15 protein-coding genes are annotated in these 15,399 nt (G+C 67.3%); 12 read left to right on the top strand and 3 right to left on the bottom strand.

Going from position 1 to position 15,399, the window contains the following annotated elements:
• Positions 1-6: 6 nt before the first annotated feature.
• The gene (locus FZ033_RS11185) at positions 7-1,080 is read left to right on the top strand and encodes a quinone-dependent dihydroorotate dehydrogenase (RefSeq protein WP_149576231.1); all 1,074 of its coding nucleotides are present in this window, start codon (positions 7-9) and stop codon (positions 1,078-1,080) included.
• A 13-nt stretch (positions 1,081-1,093) separates the two neighbouring features.
• On the opposite strand, the gene mscL is transcribed toward FZ033_RS11185, so the two are convergent.
• The gene (gene mscL / locus FZ033_RS11180) at positions 1,094-1,510 is read right to left on the bottom strand and encodes a large conductance mechanosensitive channel protein MscL (protein WP_188079455.1); all 417 of its coding nucleotides are present in this window, start codon (positions 1,508-1,510) and stop codon (positions 1,094-1,096) included.
• 378 nt (positions 1,511-1,888) lie between these two features.
• On the opposite strand from mscL, the gene fabA reads away from it, so the two are divergent.
• The 5 genes from fabA to FZ033_RS11155 all read left to right on the top strand — a co-directional run bounded on the left by fabA (position 1,889) and on the right by FZ033_RS11155 (position 6,878).
• Positions 1,889-2,428: a 3-hydroxyacyl-[acyl-carrier-protein] dehydratase FabA gene (gene fabA / locus FZ033_RS11175; RefSeq protein ID WP_149576229.1), complete on the top strand. Its 540-nt coding sequence runs from the start codon at positions 1,889-1,891 to the stop codon at positions 2,426-2,428.
• 54 nt (positions 2,429-2,482) lie between these two features.
• Positions 2,483-3,700: a beta-ketoacyl-ACP synthase I gene (fabB, locus tag FZ033_RS11170; RefSeq protein ID WP_149576228.1), complete on the top strand. Its 1,218-nt coding sequence runs from the start codon at positions 2,483-2,485 to the stop codon at positions 3,698-3,700.
• Positions 3,701-3,928: 228 nt separating this feature from the next.
• Complete coding sequence (gene fabI / locus FZ033_RS11165) at positions 3,929-4,777, top strand: enoyl-ACP reductase FabI (RefSeq protein ID WP_149576227.1); 849 nt, start codon at positions 3,929-3,931, stop codon at positions 4,775-4,777.
• 134 nt (positions 4,778-4,911) lie between these two features.
• The gene (locus FZ033_RS11160) at positions 4,912-5,691 is read left to right on the top strand and encodes a bestrophin-like domain (protein ID WP_149576226.1); all 780 of its coding nucleotides are present in this window, start codon (positions 4,912-4,914) and stop codon (positions 5,689-5,691) included.
• 296 nt (positions 5,692-5,987) lie between these two features.
• Positions 5,988-6,878, top strand: a complete 891-nt coding sequence (locus tag FZ033_RS11155) for a cation diffusion facilitator family transporter (protein WP_149576225.1) — start codon at positions 5,988-5,990, stop codon at positions 6,876-6,878.
• A 16-nt stretch (positions 6,879-6,894) separates the two neighbouring features.
• Here FZ033_RS11155 and mog read toward each other — a convergent pair whose 3' ends face one another.
• Complete coding sequence (mog, locus tag FZ033_RS11150; RefSeq protein WP_149576224.1) at positions 6,895-7,428, bottom strand: molybdopterin adenylyltransferase; 534 nt, start codon at positions 7,426-7,428, stop codon at positions 6,895-6,897.
• Positions 7,429-7,734: 306 nt separating this feature from the next.
• Here mog and FZ033_RS11145 point away from each other — a divergent pair, with 306 nt between their 5' ends.
• Positions 7,735-8,625, top strand: a complete 891-nt coding sequence (locus tag FZ033_RS11145; RefSeq protein WP_149576223.1) for a helix-turn-helix transcriptional regulator — start codon at positions 7,735-7,737, stop codon at positions 8,623-8,625.
• Positions 8,626-8,716: 91 nt separating this feature from the next.
• Here the strand turns inward: FZ033_RS11145 and FZ033_RS11140 are convergent, their stop codons facing one another.
• Positions 8,717-10,429, bottom strand: a complete 1,713-nt coding sequence (locus tag FZ033_RS11140; RefSeq protein WP_149576222.1) for an AAA family ATPase — start codon at positions 10,427-10,429, stop codon at positions 8,717-8,719.
• A gap of 446 nt (positions 10,430-10,875) precedes the next feature.
• Between FZ033_RS11140 and FZ033_RS11135 the strand changes: the two genes are divergently transcribed.
• From FZ033_RS11135 to FZ033_RS11115, 5 genes are all read left to right on the top strand, one after another.
• Positions 10,876-11,748 (top strand): branched-chain amino acid ABC transporter permease, encoded by an 873-nt coding sequence (locus FZ033_RS11135; protein WP_149576221.1) that lies wholly within the window; start codon positions 10,876-10,878, stop codon positions 11,746-11,748.
• On the top strand, positions 11,748-12,590 hold the full coding sequence (locus FZ033_RS11130) for a branched-chain amino acid ABC transporter permease (protein WP_149576220.1): 843 nt from the start codon (positions 11,748-11,750) through the stop codon (positions 12,588-12,590). The genes FZ033_RS11135 and FZ033_RS11130 overlap by 1 nt, the downstream gene beginning before the upstream one ends.
• On the top strand, positions 12,587-13,348 hold the full coding sequence (locus FZ033_RS11125; RefSeq protein WP_149576219.1) for an ABC transporter ATP-binding protein: 762 nt from the start codon (positions 12,587-12,589) through the stop codon (positions 13,346-13,348). Before FZ033_RS11130 ends, FZ033_RS11125 begins: the two co-directional genes overlap by 4 nt.
• A gap of 1 nt (position 13,349) precedes the next feature.
• The gene (locus FZ033_RS11120) at positions 13,350-14,072 is read left to right on the top strand and encodes an ABC transporter ATP-binding protein (protein WP_149576218.1); all 723 of its coding nucleotides are present in this window, start codon (positions 13,350-13,352) and stop codon (positions 14,070-14,072) included.
• An 89-nt stretch (positions 14,073-14,161) separates the two neighbouring features.
• Positions 14,162-15,334, top strand: coding sequence for an ABC transporter substrate-binding protein (locus FZ033_RS11115; protein WP_149576217.1), 1,173 nt, complete (start codon positions 14,162-14,164; stop codon positions 15,332-15,334).
• Positions 15,335-15,399 lie beyond the last annotated feature (65 nt).

Genomic DNA, 15,399 nt, shown 5'->3' with positions numbered 1-15,399 from the left:
GCGCGGATGGACCTCTACGGCGTCCTCAAGCCCCTGTTCCGGTTCATCACGCCGGAGCAGGCGCACCATCTGTCCATCCGCGTGCTGAAGAGCGGCCTGGTGCCGGACCTGTCGGGAGGCCCCGACGATCCGGTGCTGGCGACGCAGGTGTGGGGGCTCGACTTCCCCAATCCGGTGGGCCTTGCCGCTGGGTTCGACAAGCATTGCGAGGTGGCGGACGCCCTGTTCAAGTTCGGCTTCGGCTTCGTGGAGGCGGGCACGGTGACGCCGCGCCCCCAGCCGGGCAATCCCCTGCCCCGCCTGTTCCGGCTGGACGAGGACGAGGCGGTCATTAACCGCTTCGGCTTCAACAGCGAGGGCCTTGCCCCCTTCATCTTCCGGCTGGGCCAGCGCCGGGCGGCGGGCAAGGGCGGCATCGTCGGCGCCAATGTGGGGAAGAACAAGGAGAGCGAGGACGCGCTGGAGGATTACGGCGCCGGCGTCTCGGCCACCTGCCGCCTCGCCGACTATCTGGTGTGCAACATCTCCTCGCCCAACACGCCGGGCCTTCGGGCGCTCCAGGCCCGGGCGGAGATGGAAACCCTGCTCGCCCACGTCATCGGCGTACGCAACGCCTCCATGCCCGATCCCGCCGCGCGCACCCCCCTTTTGGTGAAGGTGGCGCCCGACCTCGACGACGCGGCCCTGGCCGACGTGGCGGAGGCCTCCCTCGCCACCGGGGTGGACGGCATCATCATGGGCAACACCACCCTGTCGCGCCCGCCCAGCCTGCAGAGCAAGTTCAAGGACGAGACCGGCGGCCTCTCCGGCAAGCCGCTCATGGCCCTGTCCACGGAACGGCTCGGGGCGCTCTACCGCCTTGTGGGCGGCCGACTGCCCATCATCGGCGTGGGCGGCATCGCCTCCGGGGCAGACGCCTATGCCAAGGTCCGCGCCGGGGCGAGCCTGGTGCAGATCTATTCCGCCCTGGTGTTCCACGGCCCCGGCCTCGTGGCCCGGATCAAGACGGACCTTGCCGCCCGCCTGAAGGCGGACGGCTTTGCCTCCATCGCCGACGCGGTGGGCGTGGACGCGCGCTGAGGCGCGCGGCGCCTCAGGTCGGGCGTTTGGCGAGGAGGTCGCGGATCTCGGTGAGCAGCACTTCCGTGTGGCTGGGCGCAGCCGGCGGCTTGTTCGCCTCCGCCCGGCGCAGGGCGTTGAGGGTCCGCACCACCAGGAACAGCACCGCCGCCACGATCAAAAAATTGATGGCGATAGTGATGAAGGAGCCATACGCCAGTACCGCACCCTGCTTCTTGGCGTCCACCAGGTTGTCGGCCGTCACCGCCGACGACAAGGGGATGTAGTGGTTCGAGAAATCGAGGCCGCCGGTGACCGCCCCGATGACCGGCATGAAGATGTCGCCGACGAGGGAGGTCACGATGTTGCCGAAGGCGGCCCCGATGATCACGCCGATGGCGAGATCCATCACATTGCCCTTGACGGCGAATTCCCTGAACTCCTTCAACACCGGCATGTCCGTCTCCCGAGCCGTTTGAGATGGCACCCTTAACCCGAATCCTTACGAAACGTCCTTACGCAGCGCCAAGGCGCAACCAGGCCGCAAGCAGGCAACGCGGCCGGGGCGGCCCGGGTTCACGCCTGAAGCCGGATTTCCCTTCGGCCCACCTTCGCCACCATGTGCAACCGCTTCCCGCCAAACGGATCGCTCCGTTGCGGCACCGTTGCGTGCGGCGTGACGCTTTCATGACTTTGAGTGCGCCCGTCCCTATGTTAGGGAGTGCCCGCCGCCGATGACGGGGGCGGGTCTTCGGGCTCTTTCGGCAACACCCCACGGGGTCCCCTAGCGGGTCAACCCCTTCCGGGCAGAATGGCGACACGCTTGAGAATGGCGGACCGGCAAACCAGCTTCGCATATGAAGATCTCCTCGCCTGCGGACGTGGCGAGCTGTTCGGCGCCGGGAACGCGCAATTGCCGCTGCCGCCCATGCTGATGTTCGACCGCATCGTCGAGATTTCCGAGACCGGCGGCGAATTCGGCAAGGGCTTCATGCGCGCCGAGCTCGACGTGAACCCGGACCTGTGGTTCTTCGCCTGCCACTTCAAGGGCGACCCGGTGATGCCCGGCTGCCTGGGCCTCGACGCCATGTGGCAGCTGGTCGGCTTCTATCTCGGCTGGCTGGGCTCCAGCGGCCGCGGCCGGGCGCTGGGCCTCGGCGAACTCAAGTTTTCGGGCCAGGTTCTGCCGGGCGTGAAGAAGGTGGTCTACGGCATCGAATTCAAGCGGGTGATGCGCTCCAAGCTGGTGCTGGGCATCGCCGATGGCTGGCTGTCGGCGGACGATGCCGTCATCTATCGCGCGAAGGATCTGAAGGTGGGCCTGTTCCAGGCCGATGCGGCACCCGCCGCGGGACCGGCGAGCGCCTGACAAGGCGCCGCCACGATCCGCGGCCATACTGCTGCTTTCCAATGGGGATTTGACATGCGGCGCGTCGTCGTCACCGGGATGGGCATTGTCTCGTCCATCGGCAACTCCACGCAAGAGGTGCTCGCCAGCCTGCGCGAGGCCAAGAGCGGCATCTCCATCGCGGGGGATTATGCCAAGCTCGGCTTCCGCTCCCAGGTCCATGGCGCCCCGACGCTGAACGCCGAGGAGGTGGTGGATCGCCGTGCCATGCGCTTCCACGGCGGCGGCACCGCCTGGAACCACGTGGCCATGGAGCAGGCGATCCGCGACGCCGGCCTCGAGCCGCACGAAATCTCCAACGAGCGCACCGGCCTGATCATGGGATCGGGCGGCAGCTCCACCAAGACCATCGTCGATTCGGCCGACATCACCCGCGACAAGGGCCCCAAGCGCGTCGGGCCGTTCGCAGTGCCAAAGGCCATGGGCTCCACCGCCTCGGCGACGCTGTCCACTTGGTTCAAGATCAAGGGGCTGAGCTATTCCATCTCGGCCGCCTGCGCGACCACCAACATCTGCATCGGCAACGCTTCCGAGCTGATCCAGTACGGCAAGCAGGACATCATCTTCGCTGGCGGCTGCGAGGACCTGCACTGGACCCTCTCGGTCCTGTTCGACGGCATGGGTGCCATGTCGTCCAACTTCAACGACCGGCCCCAGGTGGCCTCGCGCGCCTACGATAAGAACCGCGACGGCTTCGTCATCTCCGGCGGCGCCGGGGTACTGGTGCTGGAAGAGCTGGAGCACGCCAAGGCGCGCGGCGCCCGCATCTATGCCGAGATCGCCGGCTATGGCGCCACCTCCGACGGAGTGGACATGGTGGCGCCCTCGGGCGAGGGCGCGGAGCGGGCCATGAAGCTCGCCCTGTCGCAGATCAAGGCGCCCATCGACTACATCAACCCGCACGCCACCTCGACGCCCATCGGCGACCTGAAGGAGATCGAGGCGATCCGCGCCGTTTTCGGCAGCGCGTGCCCGCCCATCTCCGCCACCAAGTCGCTGACCGGCCATTCGCAGGGCGCGACAGGGGTGCACGAGGCGATCTATTCCATTCTGATGATGCAGAACGGCTTCATCTGCGAGAGCGCCAACATCGAGGAGATGGACCCGGCGTTCGCGGACATGCCCATCGTGCGGCAGCGGGTCGACAACGTGTCGCTCGGACATATCCTGTCGAACGGCTTCGGCTTCGGCGGGACCAACGCCTCGCTCATCATCAAACACGTGGATGCGTGACCGTACGGCAGCGGCTTAAGCCCGCCGGGCAGCCCCCCACCGGCAGGACCATCGGGGGCAAAGACCGATGCGGGCCAGAGCAGCTTGAAGCAAGGCCATATGGGGCAAGGGCTTTTCAGACCTTCCCCGGAGGCATGCGTCAGGGTCGGTCATGAAAGGTGAAGGGCCGTCCCGTGGTGCCGGCCCGCGCGGTCTGCTATCGGCGTTTCAGGCGCGAGAGGGTGGGTAATGCAGGACCTGATGAAGGGCAAGCGTGGCTTGGTGATGGGGGTCGCAAACGACCATTCCATCGCCTGGGGCATCGCCAAAGCCTTGGCCGGCCAGGGCGCCGAGATCGCCTTCACCTACCAGGGCGACTCCGTGGCCAAGCGCGTGAAGCCGCTGGCCGAGAGCCTGGGCTCCTCCATCCTCCTGCCGTGCGACGTGGAAGACCTCGCCAGCGTGGATGCCGTGTTCGCGGCGCTGAAGGAGCGCTGGGGCGCCATCGATTTTCTGGTGCACGCGGTGGCCTTCTCCGACAAGTCGGAGCTGAAGGGTCGCTACGCTGACACCAGCCGGGAGAATTTCTCCCGCACCATGGTCATCTCCTGCTTCTCCTTCACGGAGATCGCCAAGCGCGCCGCCGCGCTGATGCCCAATGGTGGATCCCTCATCACCCTGACCTATGGCGGCTCCACCCGGGTGATGCCCAATTACAACGTGATGGGCGTGGCCAAGGCGGCGCTGGAAGCCTCCGTGCGCTACCTGGCCGCCGATTACGGGCCGGCGGGCATCCGGGTGAACGCCATCTCGGCGGGCCCCGTGCGCACCCTGGCCGGGGCCGGCATCGCCGATGCCCGCCTCATGTTCAACTACCAGAAGCGCCACGCGCCCCTGCGCCGCACCGTCTCCATCGAGGAAGTGGGCGGCTCTGCCCTCTACCTGCTGTCCGGGCTGTCGGGCGGCGTGACGGGCGAGATCCATTTCGTGGATTCCGGCTACAACATCATGTCCATGCCGCATCCCGACGTGCTCAAGCAGCAGGAAGACGCCGAGGCGAAGCTTGCCGCGGACGCGCCGGTGAAGGCTGCGGAATAGCAGCGGCCTTCCGGCCTGCGTCGATGATCCGCCCGACCTGACCCAGCGTCGGGCGCGATTGCCTCTTTACCTCCTGCGCCAGAGCGCTACCTATCGGCGCGGGCTGTTCTGACCGTGAGAGACAGAACAGCTGCATGCTGGGGATGGGTGAGGGCATGGACGCACTGGTGGTCGCCGGGCTTGTCTTCGTGTGTCTGTTCGGCGGCGCCATCGCCGGCATGGGGGCCTCCCGCAAGCTGAAGGAACAGCACCTCTCCAAGGAAACCCAGGAGGCGGTGAAGCTCGCGGTGGGCATGGTGGCGGCCATGGCCTCGCTGATCCTCGGCCTGATGACCGCGTCGGTGAAGGGGAATTTCGACACCACCAGCCGCGACGTGCAGCAATACGCCACCTATCTCATCACTCTCGACCTGTCGCTCCGGCACTATGGACCGGACGCCAATCCGGCCCGCGATGCTCTGCGCGGCTATACCCAGCACGCCCTCGACGAGACCTGGCCGGCGGACGCCACGAAGACCCTCGTCAACAGCGACGTGTCCGAGCAGACCCTGTCGCATGTGGGCCATATGGTGCGCGCCCTCGAGCCGAAGACGCCGGACCAGGTGGAGCTCAAGACGGAGGCGCTCGACCGCTACAAGTCCCTGGCCGCCTTGCGGTGGGTGCTGATCGAGGAAAGCGCGGTCCAGGTGCCGCCCATCTTCACCGTCGTGCTGATCGTCTGGCTCACCTTTATCTTCATGAGCTTCGGACTGTTTTCGCCGGTCAACTCGGTGTCGGTATCGATTTTTCTCCTGTGCGCCCTCTCGCTGGGCGGGGCGATCTTCCTGATCCTGGAGATGAGCACGCCCTTCGACGGAATTATAATAATACCGCCCGACGCCATGCTGAAGGCGTTGCAGCACATGGTGAAGTAAGCGGCCCGCCTGCTGGCAGCGGGGATGGGCGGATCGGCGGCATCATGGGGCGTTGCACTGCACCCGCCCAGCGGCTAGAGCATAGCGCGTCCGGATCGCTCCGGGCCGGGCATATCGCCCAACTCATTGAATTTGAGCCAACTTCCAGTCGGCGGGGCAATCCGCTCCGGTCGGAAGCTGCTCCACAGGCACCTTGTCCGCAGCCGCGGCGCTGGCCCCGCGGGCCGCGAGCGGAGCGGACGGGAATGCGCGAGCCGAACCGGCAGCGCTCGCCTTTGACAGGACAGGAGGCGGACATGAGCCGCAAGACGCTGTGGGTGGCGGCGGCGAGCGTGCTCGTCGGCATCATCGTGCTCGGCCTCAAGACGCTGGCGTGGTGGGTGACGGGCTCGGTGGCGCTGTTGTCGGACGCGCTGGAGAGCATCATCAACGTGGCCGCCTCCGGCGCGGCGCTCATCGCTCTGCAGGTGTCCTCGCGGCCGGCCGACGACAACCACCAGTTCGGCCACCACAAGGCGGAATACATCTCGGCGGTGATCGAGGGGGTGCTGGTGGTGATCGCCGCCCTCACCATCATGCGCGAGGCCTATAACGGCTTCCAGAACCCCACCCTGCCCGACCAGCCGCTGAAAGGCATGCTGCTGAACGGCGCGGCCACCGTCATCAACGTAGTATGGTACGTCGTGCTCATGCGCGTCGGCCGTGCCTATCGCTCGCCGGCCCTGATCGCCGACGCCAAGCACCTGATGTCGGACGTGGTCACCTCCGCCGCCGTGCTCGCCGGCTTCGTGCTGGTGCCGGTCACCGGCTGGCCGCAGCTGGACCCGCTGCTGGCCGGCCTCGTCGCCCTCAACGTGCTGTGGACCGGCTGGGGGATGATGAAGGAATCCGTGGGCGGCCTGATGGACGCCGCGCCGCCGCCGGACGTGGTGGCGCGCATCAAGGAGCTGGTCTCCACCCACGCCGCCGGCGCCCTCGAGGCCCACGACCTGCGCACCCGCCACGCCGGGCGCATCACCTTCGTGGAGTTCCACCTGGTGGTGCCCGGCACCATGACGGTGGCCGCCGCCCACGAGATCTGCGACCGCATCGAGAGCGCCTTCGAGCAGGACATGGACGACGCGGTCATCACCATCCATGTGGAGCCGGAAGACGAGGCCAAGCACCGCGGCGTGGTGGTGCTTTAATCACGCGCCCAAGGCGTCACGCTCCCTTGGGGCGGAAGGCGGCGCACACCTGCGGGTCGGTCTCGATGCGTCCCGCGCCGATGAGATCGAGGCAGTAGGGGATGGCCGGGAACACGGCCGCCAGGCACACCGCAATAGACGCCGGCTTGCCCGGCAGGTTCACGATCAGGGTCTTGCCGCGCACCCCCGCCTCCTGCCGCGACAGGATGGCGGTGGGCACCTCCTGGAGGCTGATGCGGCGCATCTGCTCGCCGAAGCCCGGCAGCGGCTTCTCGATCACCGCCGCCATGGCCTCGGGGGTCAGGTCGCGCGGGGCGGGGCCGGTGCCGCCGGTGGTGCAGATGAGGTCGAGGCCGGCGTGGTCGCACATGTCGATCAGGGTGTCGCGCACGCTCTCGAAGCCGTCCGGGATGACGCGATAGTCGGCGCTCCACGGGCTGGTGATGGCATGCCGCAGCCACGCCTCGATGGCCGGCCCCGAGAGGTCGGCATAACCGCCGGAGCTGGCGCGGTCCGAGATGGTGACGATGCCGATGCGGGCTGGCGACATGGGAGCGATCCGGTTGGTCCAGAGTGCGCGCTGACTGCGCGCCCCCGGTCTCGAAGGCGGGAGGCGGATGCGCCGATCAGGCGGGTTCAACCTGATCGGGCCCGTCTCCAGGGCGGTCCGCCTGTGCTGGCGCGACCCGGGCCGAAATGCAAGCCCGTGTCCATTTCCCGTGCCCATCTCCGCATCAGTTGGGCGCGCCGCCATACCGCAGCGATAGAGATTGAATTTCGCGTGAAACCGTATTCATGTGAATATAGGTGAAACGTGTTGTTTTTTCGGGCCCCTGCCGTGACGGTGCATCGGAGCATGTCGGATTTCCTCACCACCCGCGAGCTGGCGGCGCTGCTGCGCGTGAAGGAGCGCAAGGTCTACGACCTGGTGGCGACAGGCAGTCTCCCGGTGCGGCGGGTGACGGGCAAGCTGCTGTTCCCGCGCAAGGAAATCGAGAGCTGGCTCGGCGGCGCCACCGAGCCGCGCGAGGCTGGAGAGACGCAGGCGGCAAGCGAGCATGCCCAACTGCCCCTCGTTCTCGCCGGCGGGCATGACCCCCTGCTGGACTGGGCGTTGCGTGAATCGCGCTCCGGCATCGCCGCCTTCCTCGACGGCGCGCTCGACGGGCTCGCCCGCGCCGAGCGGGGCGAATGCATCGCCGTGGGCCTGCATGTGCCTGATCCGCAGGGCTGGAACGTGGGCACGGTGGAAGGCCGTTTCTGCCGCGAGCCATGGGTGCTGATCGAATGGGCACGGCGGGTGCGCGGCCTCATCTACCGGCCGGACACGACCCGCCCGCCGAAAAGCCTGAAGGATGTCCGGGGCCTGCGCTTCCAGGCGCGGCAGCCGGAAGCCGGCAGCGAGCTGGTGCTGGAGCGGCTGTTGTCTGCCGAGAAGATGACGCGCGCCGACCTCCGGGTGGTGGACACCATCGAGCGGACCGAAACCGATCTGGCGCTGGCCATCGCCACCGGGCGTGCCGACGTGGGCCTCGGCATCGCGGCGGCGGCGCGCCTCAACAATCTGCGCTTCCTGCCGCTGCTGGAGGAGCGCTTCGACCTCCTGGTCTGGCGCAAGGCCTATTTCGATCCGCCATTCCAGAAACTGGTGGCCTTCTGCCGCGAGCCGGTCTTCGAGGCGCGCGCCGCCGATCTCGGCGGCTACGACGTGTCCGGCTTCGGCACGGTCCACTACAATTGCTGCTGAACCGGCCCCTGAACGTCGCGCCGTAAAGAAAACGCCCGCCCGGAGACCGGACGGGCGCAAGGTCGCGCAGGGAACTGGGTGTTCCGAAGTGTCAGGCCGCCTCCACCGGGGGCACGTCGAGGGCGCGGAAGATGGCGCAGCGGCGGAAGGCGTCGATGGTGGGCGGCTCGTTCTTCTGGGAGCAATATTTCGCCACCAGCTTGGCAAGCCCCTTGATGTCGCGCCCGGACGTTTCCGGGAACATCACCACCAGCTTGCCGATCAATTCGTCCGACAGCGGCAGGCCGAACTGGTCCGCCATCACCCGCCAGATCTTGCGGCGGTCTTCCGGCCCCGGCGAATGGTATTTGATCAGCGCGATGCAGCGCGAGATGATGGCCTCGTCAATATCGTCCACCCGGTTGGTGGTGAGGAACAGCAGGCCGTTGAAGTATTCGAGCACGCGCAGGAACACGCCCACCACCGCATTCATGGTGAGGTTGTCCTGCCGGCGCTTGATGTAGACATCCGCCTCGTCGATGAGCATCACCGCGCCCCAGCGCTGGGCGCGAGTGAGCGCATCCTTCAGCGCCTGCTCCATGTGGGCGACATCGAGGCCGAGCTGGCCGGAATGCACCCGGTAGAGCGGGCGCTGGATGATCTCCGAATAGACCTCGGCGGTGAGCGTCTTGCCGACACCGGGCGGGCCGGCGCACAGCACGGTGGTGCCGCCGGACTTGCCCGCCACCACGTCGTCCATGAGCGTGTTCATCTCGGCGGTGAGGATGTCGATGAGGTCGGTCTGCTCGGGGGGCAGCACCAGCTTCTGCTTCAGCTCGGGGTGGTACTGGTAGGGCGTGATGTCATCCACATGCACCCACACGTGGTGGTGCAGCTCCAGATGGAACATGAGGATGAGGGGGTGCACCGGCATGTCGGTGAACGAGCCCTTGCGCACATTCGCCTGCGCCGCCTTCAGCGCCTCGTCCACCGCCATGTGGAAGAGGTTCTGCTTGTCCGCCTTCTTCACGATCTTGTCGAGGAAGAAGCCCGAGGTTTCGTTGCCCAGCGTACGCTCGCCCAACAGCTCCTCGTCGTTCACCAGGCGCGCCTCGGAGCCCGAGGAGGACAGGACGATGACGGACTTGCGCGACCAGTCGGTGTCGCGGCGGTTGGCGGTGGGGTCCTCGGCGAAGATGCCGGTGCCCTTGCCGGAGAACTGGTGGCCATAGCGCCCCCGCCACTCGAAATAGCGCACCAGCTGGTCGTCGAAGGAGGCGAGCAGGCCCGCGTCCTCCATCAGCCATCCCTTGGCCGCCAGCGTGCCGGGAATGGTGAGCCCGCGCAGGTCCTTGGAGCGGATCAGCAGGTTCTCCACATGGGTCTTGCCGCGATTGTTGGCCTTCAGCTCGATGATGATGCGGCCGGCCTCCTCCTCGCCGGGGGGCGTGTAATCGAGCCGGGTGATGAGGTAGGGCTCGGGCTTGCCGCCGGAATTCATGCGGAACAGCCAGCCCCGGATGGACGCGTTCACGAAGTAGAGCGCGAGCGCGCCGGCGAGGTCTTCCAGCTCTTCCGGCGCGAAGCGCTGGCCCTCGTCCTTGAACACGCCGACGAGATTGGCGAGCTGCTCCTCCTGCCCGCGCACGGCGGTGCCGCCATTCTTCAGCACCAGGTCGTGGAGATGGGCCAGCTCGTCGGGCTTCAGCGTGTCGAGCCCCAGCTCCATGCGGGTGGAGAGGCGCGGCTGGGCCAGGAGGTGCGCCTGATCGGGAAAGGCCTCGACCAGGGATTCGACCACCAGACGTTCGACGATGAGCTTCATGACCGCCTCACGGTGACGACCAATGTCCGGGTTCCGACAAAAATAGTCGGGCTGTGACAACCCCTGGCATCGGACGATGGGTTGAAACGGCCATAGCAAGATCGAGGCCGGCAAGATCAAGACGGGGCTCGCTCCCGGCGGCCCACCGCCGCCCCGGACGCCGGGACATCGAAGCCGCCCTGCCGCGCCGTTGGGCACCGCACAGCTCACCCCCGCATCAGCGGCAGGCGCCGAAACAGTCTTCTCGCGCCGGCCAACCCACGGGAACAACGCCCTTATTCAGATGCATCGCCGTCGCCCCGACCGATCGCCTGAAATCTGAAATCCGCCTGAAATTTCAGCTTGCATGGGAAAGTCAGATAGCTTTGTATATTAGCTAATTCGCCTGTCGCGAAAGCGGCCGGCGGGTTACTCACCCGGCGTTCCAGCGAGGTTGCCCCGTCGCCATGGTCGCGCAGCAGATCGTCAACGGCCTCATGCTCGGGGCCATCTACATGCTCGTGGCGGTGGCCTTCACCCTCGCCATCGGGGTGTTGAACTTCCTCAATTTCTCCCTCCCCGGCCTGTTCATGGCCGGCGGCATGCTCGCCTTCGGGCTGATGAAGGCCGGCTGGCCCTTCCTGCTCGCCGCCGCCGGGGCGCTGGCCGCCGCCGCCTTCATCTCGCTGCTGGTGGAGCGCTTCGCCTACCGGCCCATGCAGGGCGGCGATCCGGAAGTGCCGCTGGTGTCCTCCCTCGGCTTCCTGGTGCTGCTGGAAAACCTGATGCTGGTGCAGTTCGGCTCGGACCAGCAGGCGTTCCCGGCGCTGTTGCCGGACCTCAACCTGCGCCTCGGCGGCCTCGTCATCGGCTATGCCCAGCTCGCCTCGCTGCTGCTGTCGCTAGGCCTTGTGGCGGTGCTGTCCTTCGTGCTGGCGAAGACCGCCGCCGGACGGCGCATCCGCACCGTGGCGGAGAGCCGGGAGACCGCGCTGCTCATGGGCATCGACATCGCCCGCCTGGTGCCGCAGCTCTTCGTCGCCTCGGCGGCGCTGGTGGCGCTGGCCGGCATCCTGTTCGCGGTGAACTACCAGCAGGTGTCGCCCTTCATGGGCGAGGGCGTCGGCTTCAAGGGCGTCGCCGCCATGATCGTGGGCGGCATGGGCTCCATCTGGGGCGCGGTGCTGGGCGGCCTGCTCATCGGCCTTGCCGAGGTGGTCTCCATCTCCTTCATCGGCGCGGATGTGGTGAACATCACCGTCTACGGCCTGCTGCTCCTCATCCTCATCGTGCGGCCGCAGGGCCTCATGGGCCGTGCCCCCAGCCGGGAGAAGCTGTGATGAGCGGCTATCTGACGGGCGTCCTCGTCGTCCTCGCCTTCAATGTCATGGCGGCCTATGCGGTGTACCTGCCGCTCGCCGCCGGCCAGCTCAATCTCGGCATCGCCGGCTTCATGGCCATCGGCGCCTATGGCTCGGCCTTCCTGACCAACGAATACGCGTGGCCCATGTGGGCCGCCATCCCGGCGGGGGCGCTGGCGGCGGGGCTCACCGGCTTCCTCATCGGCCTGCCGGTGCTGCGCACCCACGGCATCTATTTCGCCATGGCCACCTTCGCCTTGGGCCAGGTGATCTCCGCGGTGTTCCTGAACCTGGAAGTCGTGGGCGGCGCGGCGGGCTATCCGGTCACCGATTATGCCGGCCCTAACGTGGTGTTCGCGGCGGCGGCCGGCGTGGTGCTGCTGATGCTCTACATCTCCCGCACCCGCTTCGCCCTCGAGCTGACGGCGGTGAAGAGCGACGCCACGGTGGCGGACCTGCTGGGCGTCCCGGTGCGCGGCATGAAGGTGGCGGCCTTCGCCCTGGGGGCCATGGTGGCCGGCTTCGGCGGCGCCCTTTACGCGCACCATTATAATTTCGTGGAAGCCCAGCACTTCAACGTGCTGCTCTCGGTCTTCACCGTGCTCTACGTGCTGTTCGGCGGCACCCAGACGGTGTGGGGACCGCTGGTGGGCGCCGCCTTCTTCACACTCGTGCCGGAGCTGCTGCGCGCCTCCGACCAGTGGCGCTACGCGGTGTTCGCCGTCTTCATCATTGTCTTCATGGCGCTCCGCCCGCAGGGGCTGGTGACCGCCGCCCTGTTCCGCCTGTTCCGCCGCCGCGCGCCGGAGGCCTCCTCATGAACATGGCGCTGGAAATCTCCGCCCTGTCGAAGTCGTTTGCGGGCGTCCAAGCCATCCGCGACCTCTCCTTGAGCGTGCCGAAGGGCGTCTCCACGGCGCTCATCGGCCCCAACGGCGCGGGCAAGACCACGGTGTTCAACATGGTCAGCGGCGTCTATGGCGTCGATGCCGGCCGCATCACGGTGAACGGCGTGGACGTGACCCGCATGCCCTCACGCCAGCGCATCGGCACCGGGGTGGCCCGCTCGTTCCAGAACGTCCGGCTGATGCCACACCTGTCGGTGCTGGAAAACCTGCTGGTGGGCCAACATGTGCGCGCCTCTTCGCTGGCCGCGCTGCTCACCCCCTACCGCCTCATCCCCAACCACCACTGGAAGCGCGAGGCCCGCGCCGCGCTGGAGGAGAGCGGCCTCGGCCGCTGGGCGGACGAGACCGTCTCCGCCCTGCCCTATGGGGTGAGGAAGCGCATCGACCTGGTGCGCGCAACATTGGCCGGCGCCAGCCTCCTGATGCTGGACGAGCCCGCCGCCGGCCTCAATCCCTCCGAGACCAATGCGCTGAGGGATCACCTCAAGGCGCTGATGGCCAAGGGCACCACCCTGCTGGTGGTGGAGCACGACATGCACTTCGTGGAGTCCATCTGCCAGAACGTGGTGGTGCTGAATTTCGGCGAGAAGATCGCCGAAGGCCCGCTCTCCCGCGTGCGGCAGGATCCCAAGGTGCGCGAGGCCTATATCGGCTCGGACGGGGAGGCCTGACATGGCGCTGCTCGAAATCTCCGCCCTTTCCGTCTCCTACGGCCGCGTGGCGGCGCTCACCGACGTGTCGCTGCGGGTGCAGGAAGGCGAGATCGTCACCGTGCTGGGCGCCAACGGGGCCGGCAAGTCCACCCTGCTGAAAGCCATCCTCGGCGCGGTGCCGGCGAAGGGCGGCGGCATCACCTTCGCCGACACCGACCTCACTCGCGCCGCCCCCCACAAGCGTATGGGCGCGGGGCTGGTTCTGGTGCCGGAGGGCCGGCGCATCCTCATCTCCCTGACGGTGGAGGAAAACCTGCTGCTGGGCGCCCATATGCGGCGCGACACCGCTGCCGTCCGCCGCGAGATGGAGGCCATCTATGGCCGCTTCTCCAACCTCGCCGAGCGCCGGCACATGCTGGCCTCCTGCCTCTCCGGCGGCGAGCAGCAGATGCTGGCCATCGGCCGCGCCATGATGGCGAAGCCCCGCCTGATGATGCTGGACGAACCCTCCCTCGGCCTCTCGCCGCTGTTCGTGGAAAAGCTGTTCGACCTCATCTGCGAACTGAACCGCGACGGCCTCTCCGTGCTGCTGGTGGAGCAGAACACCGGCAAGGCGCTGAAGGTCGCCCACGCGGCCACGGTGCTGGAACTGGGCCGCGTGACCATGGACGGCGACCCCAAAGCGCTCGCCGCCGATCCAAGGCTCCAGGACGCCTATCTCGGCGGGGCGGGTGGTCCCTGATCTTTCCAGGCGAAGTGAAGACCGGTTCGCGTGATGAAAACACGCGCCACACAAAGAAAAACCAGACCAAATCCAGAGGAGAGTTGGACATGAAGAAAAGTCTGCTTCTTGGCGCCGGCCTTCTGGCCGCGCTGGTCGCCGCCGGCACCGCGCGGGCCGAGGAAGACCTCGTCCTCGGCTACATGATGGCCAAGAGCGGCCCCTATGTGAGCCTCGCCAACACCAACGAGGTGGCGGTGGACATGGCGGTTGAGGAAATCAACGCCAAGGGCGGCATCAACGGCCGCAAGATCAAGGTGGTCAAGTTCGACACCGCCGGCGATCCCAAGCAGGCCACCACCGCCGTGCGCTCGTTCGCGCAGGATGCCGGGGCGCTGGCCATCATCGGGCCGTTCTCCTCGTCCGAGGTGCGCACCACCTTCCCGGTGGGCGAGCGCGAGGGCATCTCGCAGATGTCCATGGCCTCCTCGGCGCCGGGCCTCACCAAGGGCTTCACCTACGGCTTCCGCAACACCACGGACGAAGGCAAGGTCATCGACCAGGTGCTGGCCTCCATCATGGACAAGAAGCTGCCCATGGCCTCGGGCGCGGCGGCCTATGCCACCGACGACGTGGTGTCGAAATCCATCGGCACCGGCGTGGTCCCCAAGATGTTCGAGAAGTATTCGATCCCCTCCAAGGGCGCGGTGGATTTCCAGCTCGCCGCCTTCGACCTGTCGCCACAGGTGGCGCAGCTGAAGCAGATGGCACCCGACGTGGTCGGCCTCGGCTCGCCGCCGGAAGGCGCCATCACCATCGCCAAGGAGCTGAAGCGCCAGGGCGTTGCCACCCGCCTCATCGGCGGCACCACCATCGCCGATCCCGAGCTGCCCAAGCGCATGGACGGCGCCGGCGAAATGCTCACCATCGGCACCACCTTCTTCCCTGAAGTGAACGACAAGACCCGCGCCTTCGCGGCGGAATTCGCCAAGCGAACCAAGGCCGCCGGCCTCAACCGCACCGACCCCAACCAGATGGACGCCTCGGTCTACGACATCGTCTACCTCTACGCCGAGGCCATGAAGCGGGCCGGCACCACCGGCGACAAGGCGAAGCTCGCCGCCGAGCGCAGCGCGGTGCGCGACCAGGTGGCCAAGCTGAAGGACGTGCCGGCGCTGGAAGGCGCCATCTCCTTCGCCGATGGGGACGCTGTGAAGCCCGTCTACATCCTCGAGGTGAAGGGCGGGAAGTGGACCCTTCTGGATACGCGGATGCCGAACTGACCTCGGCACAATCCGCGTACGGCCGGCGCCTTCCTTCTGCCCCTGACCGGAAGGCGCCGGCTCTT

This window comes from Xanthobacter oligotrophicus (genome assembly GCF_008364685.1).
In the GTDB taxonomy this organism is placed as follows: Bacteria; Pseudomonadota; Alphaproteobacteria; order Rhizobiales; family Xanthobacteraceae; genus Xanthobacter; species Xanthobacter oligotrophicus.
Note: the sequence above shows the minus strand (reverse complement) of the source record. Positions and strands in the feature narration are given on the sequence as shown.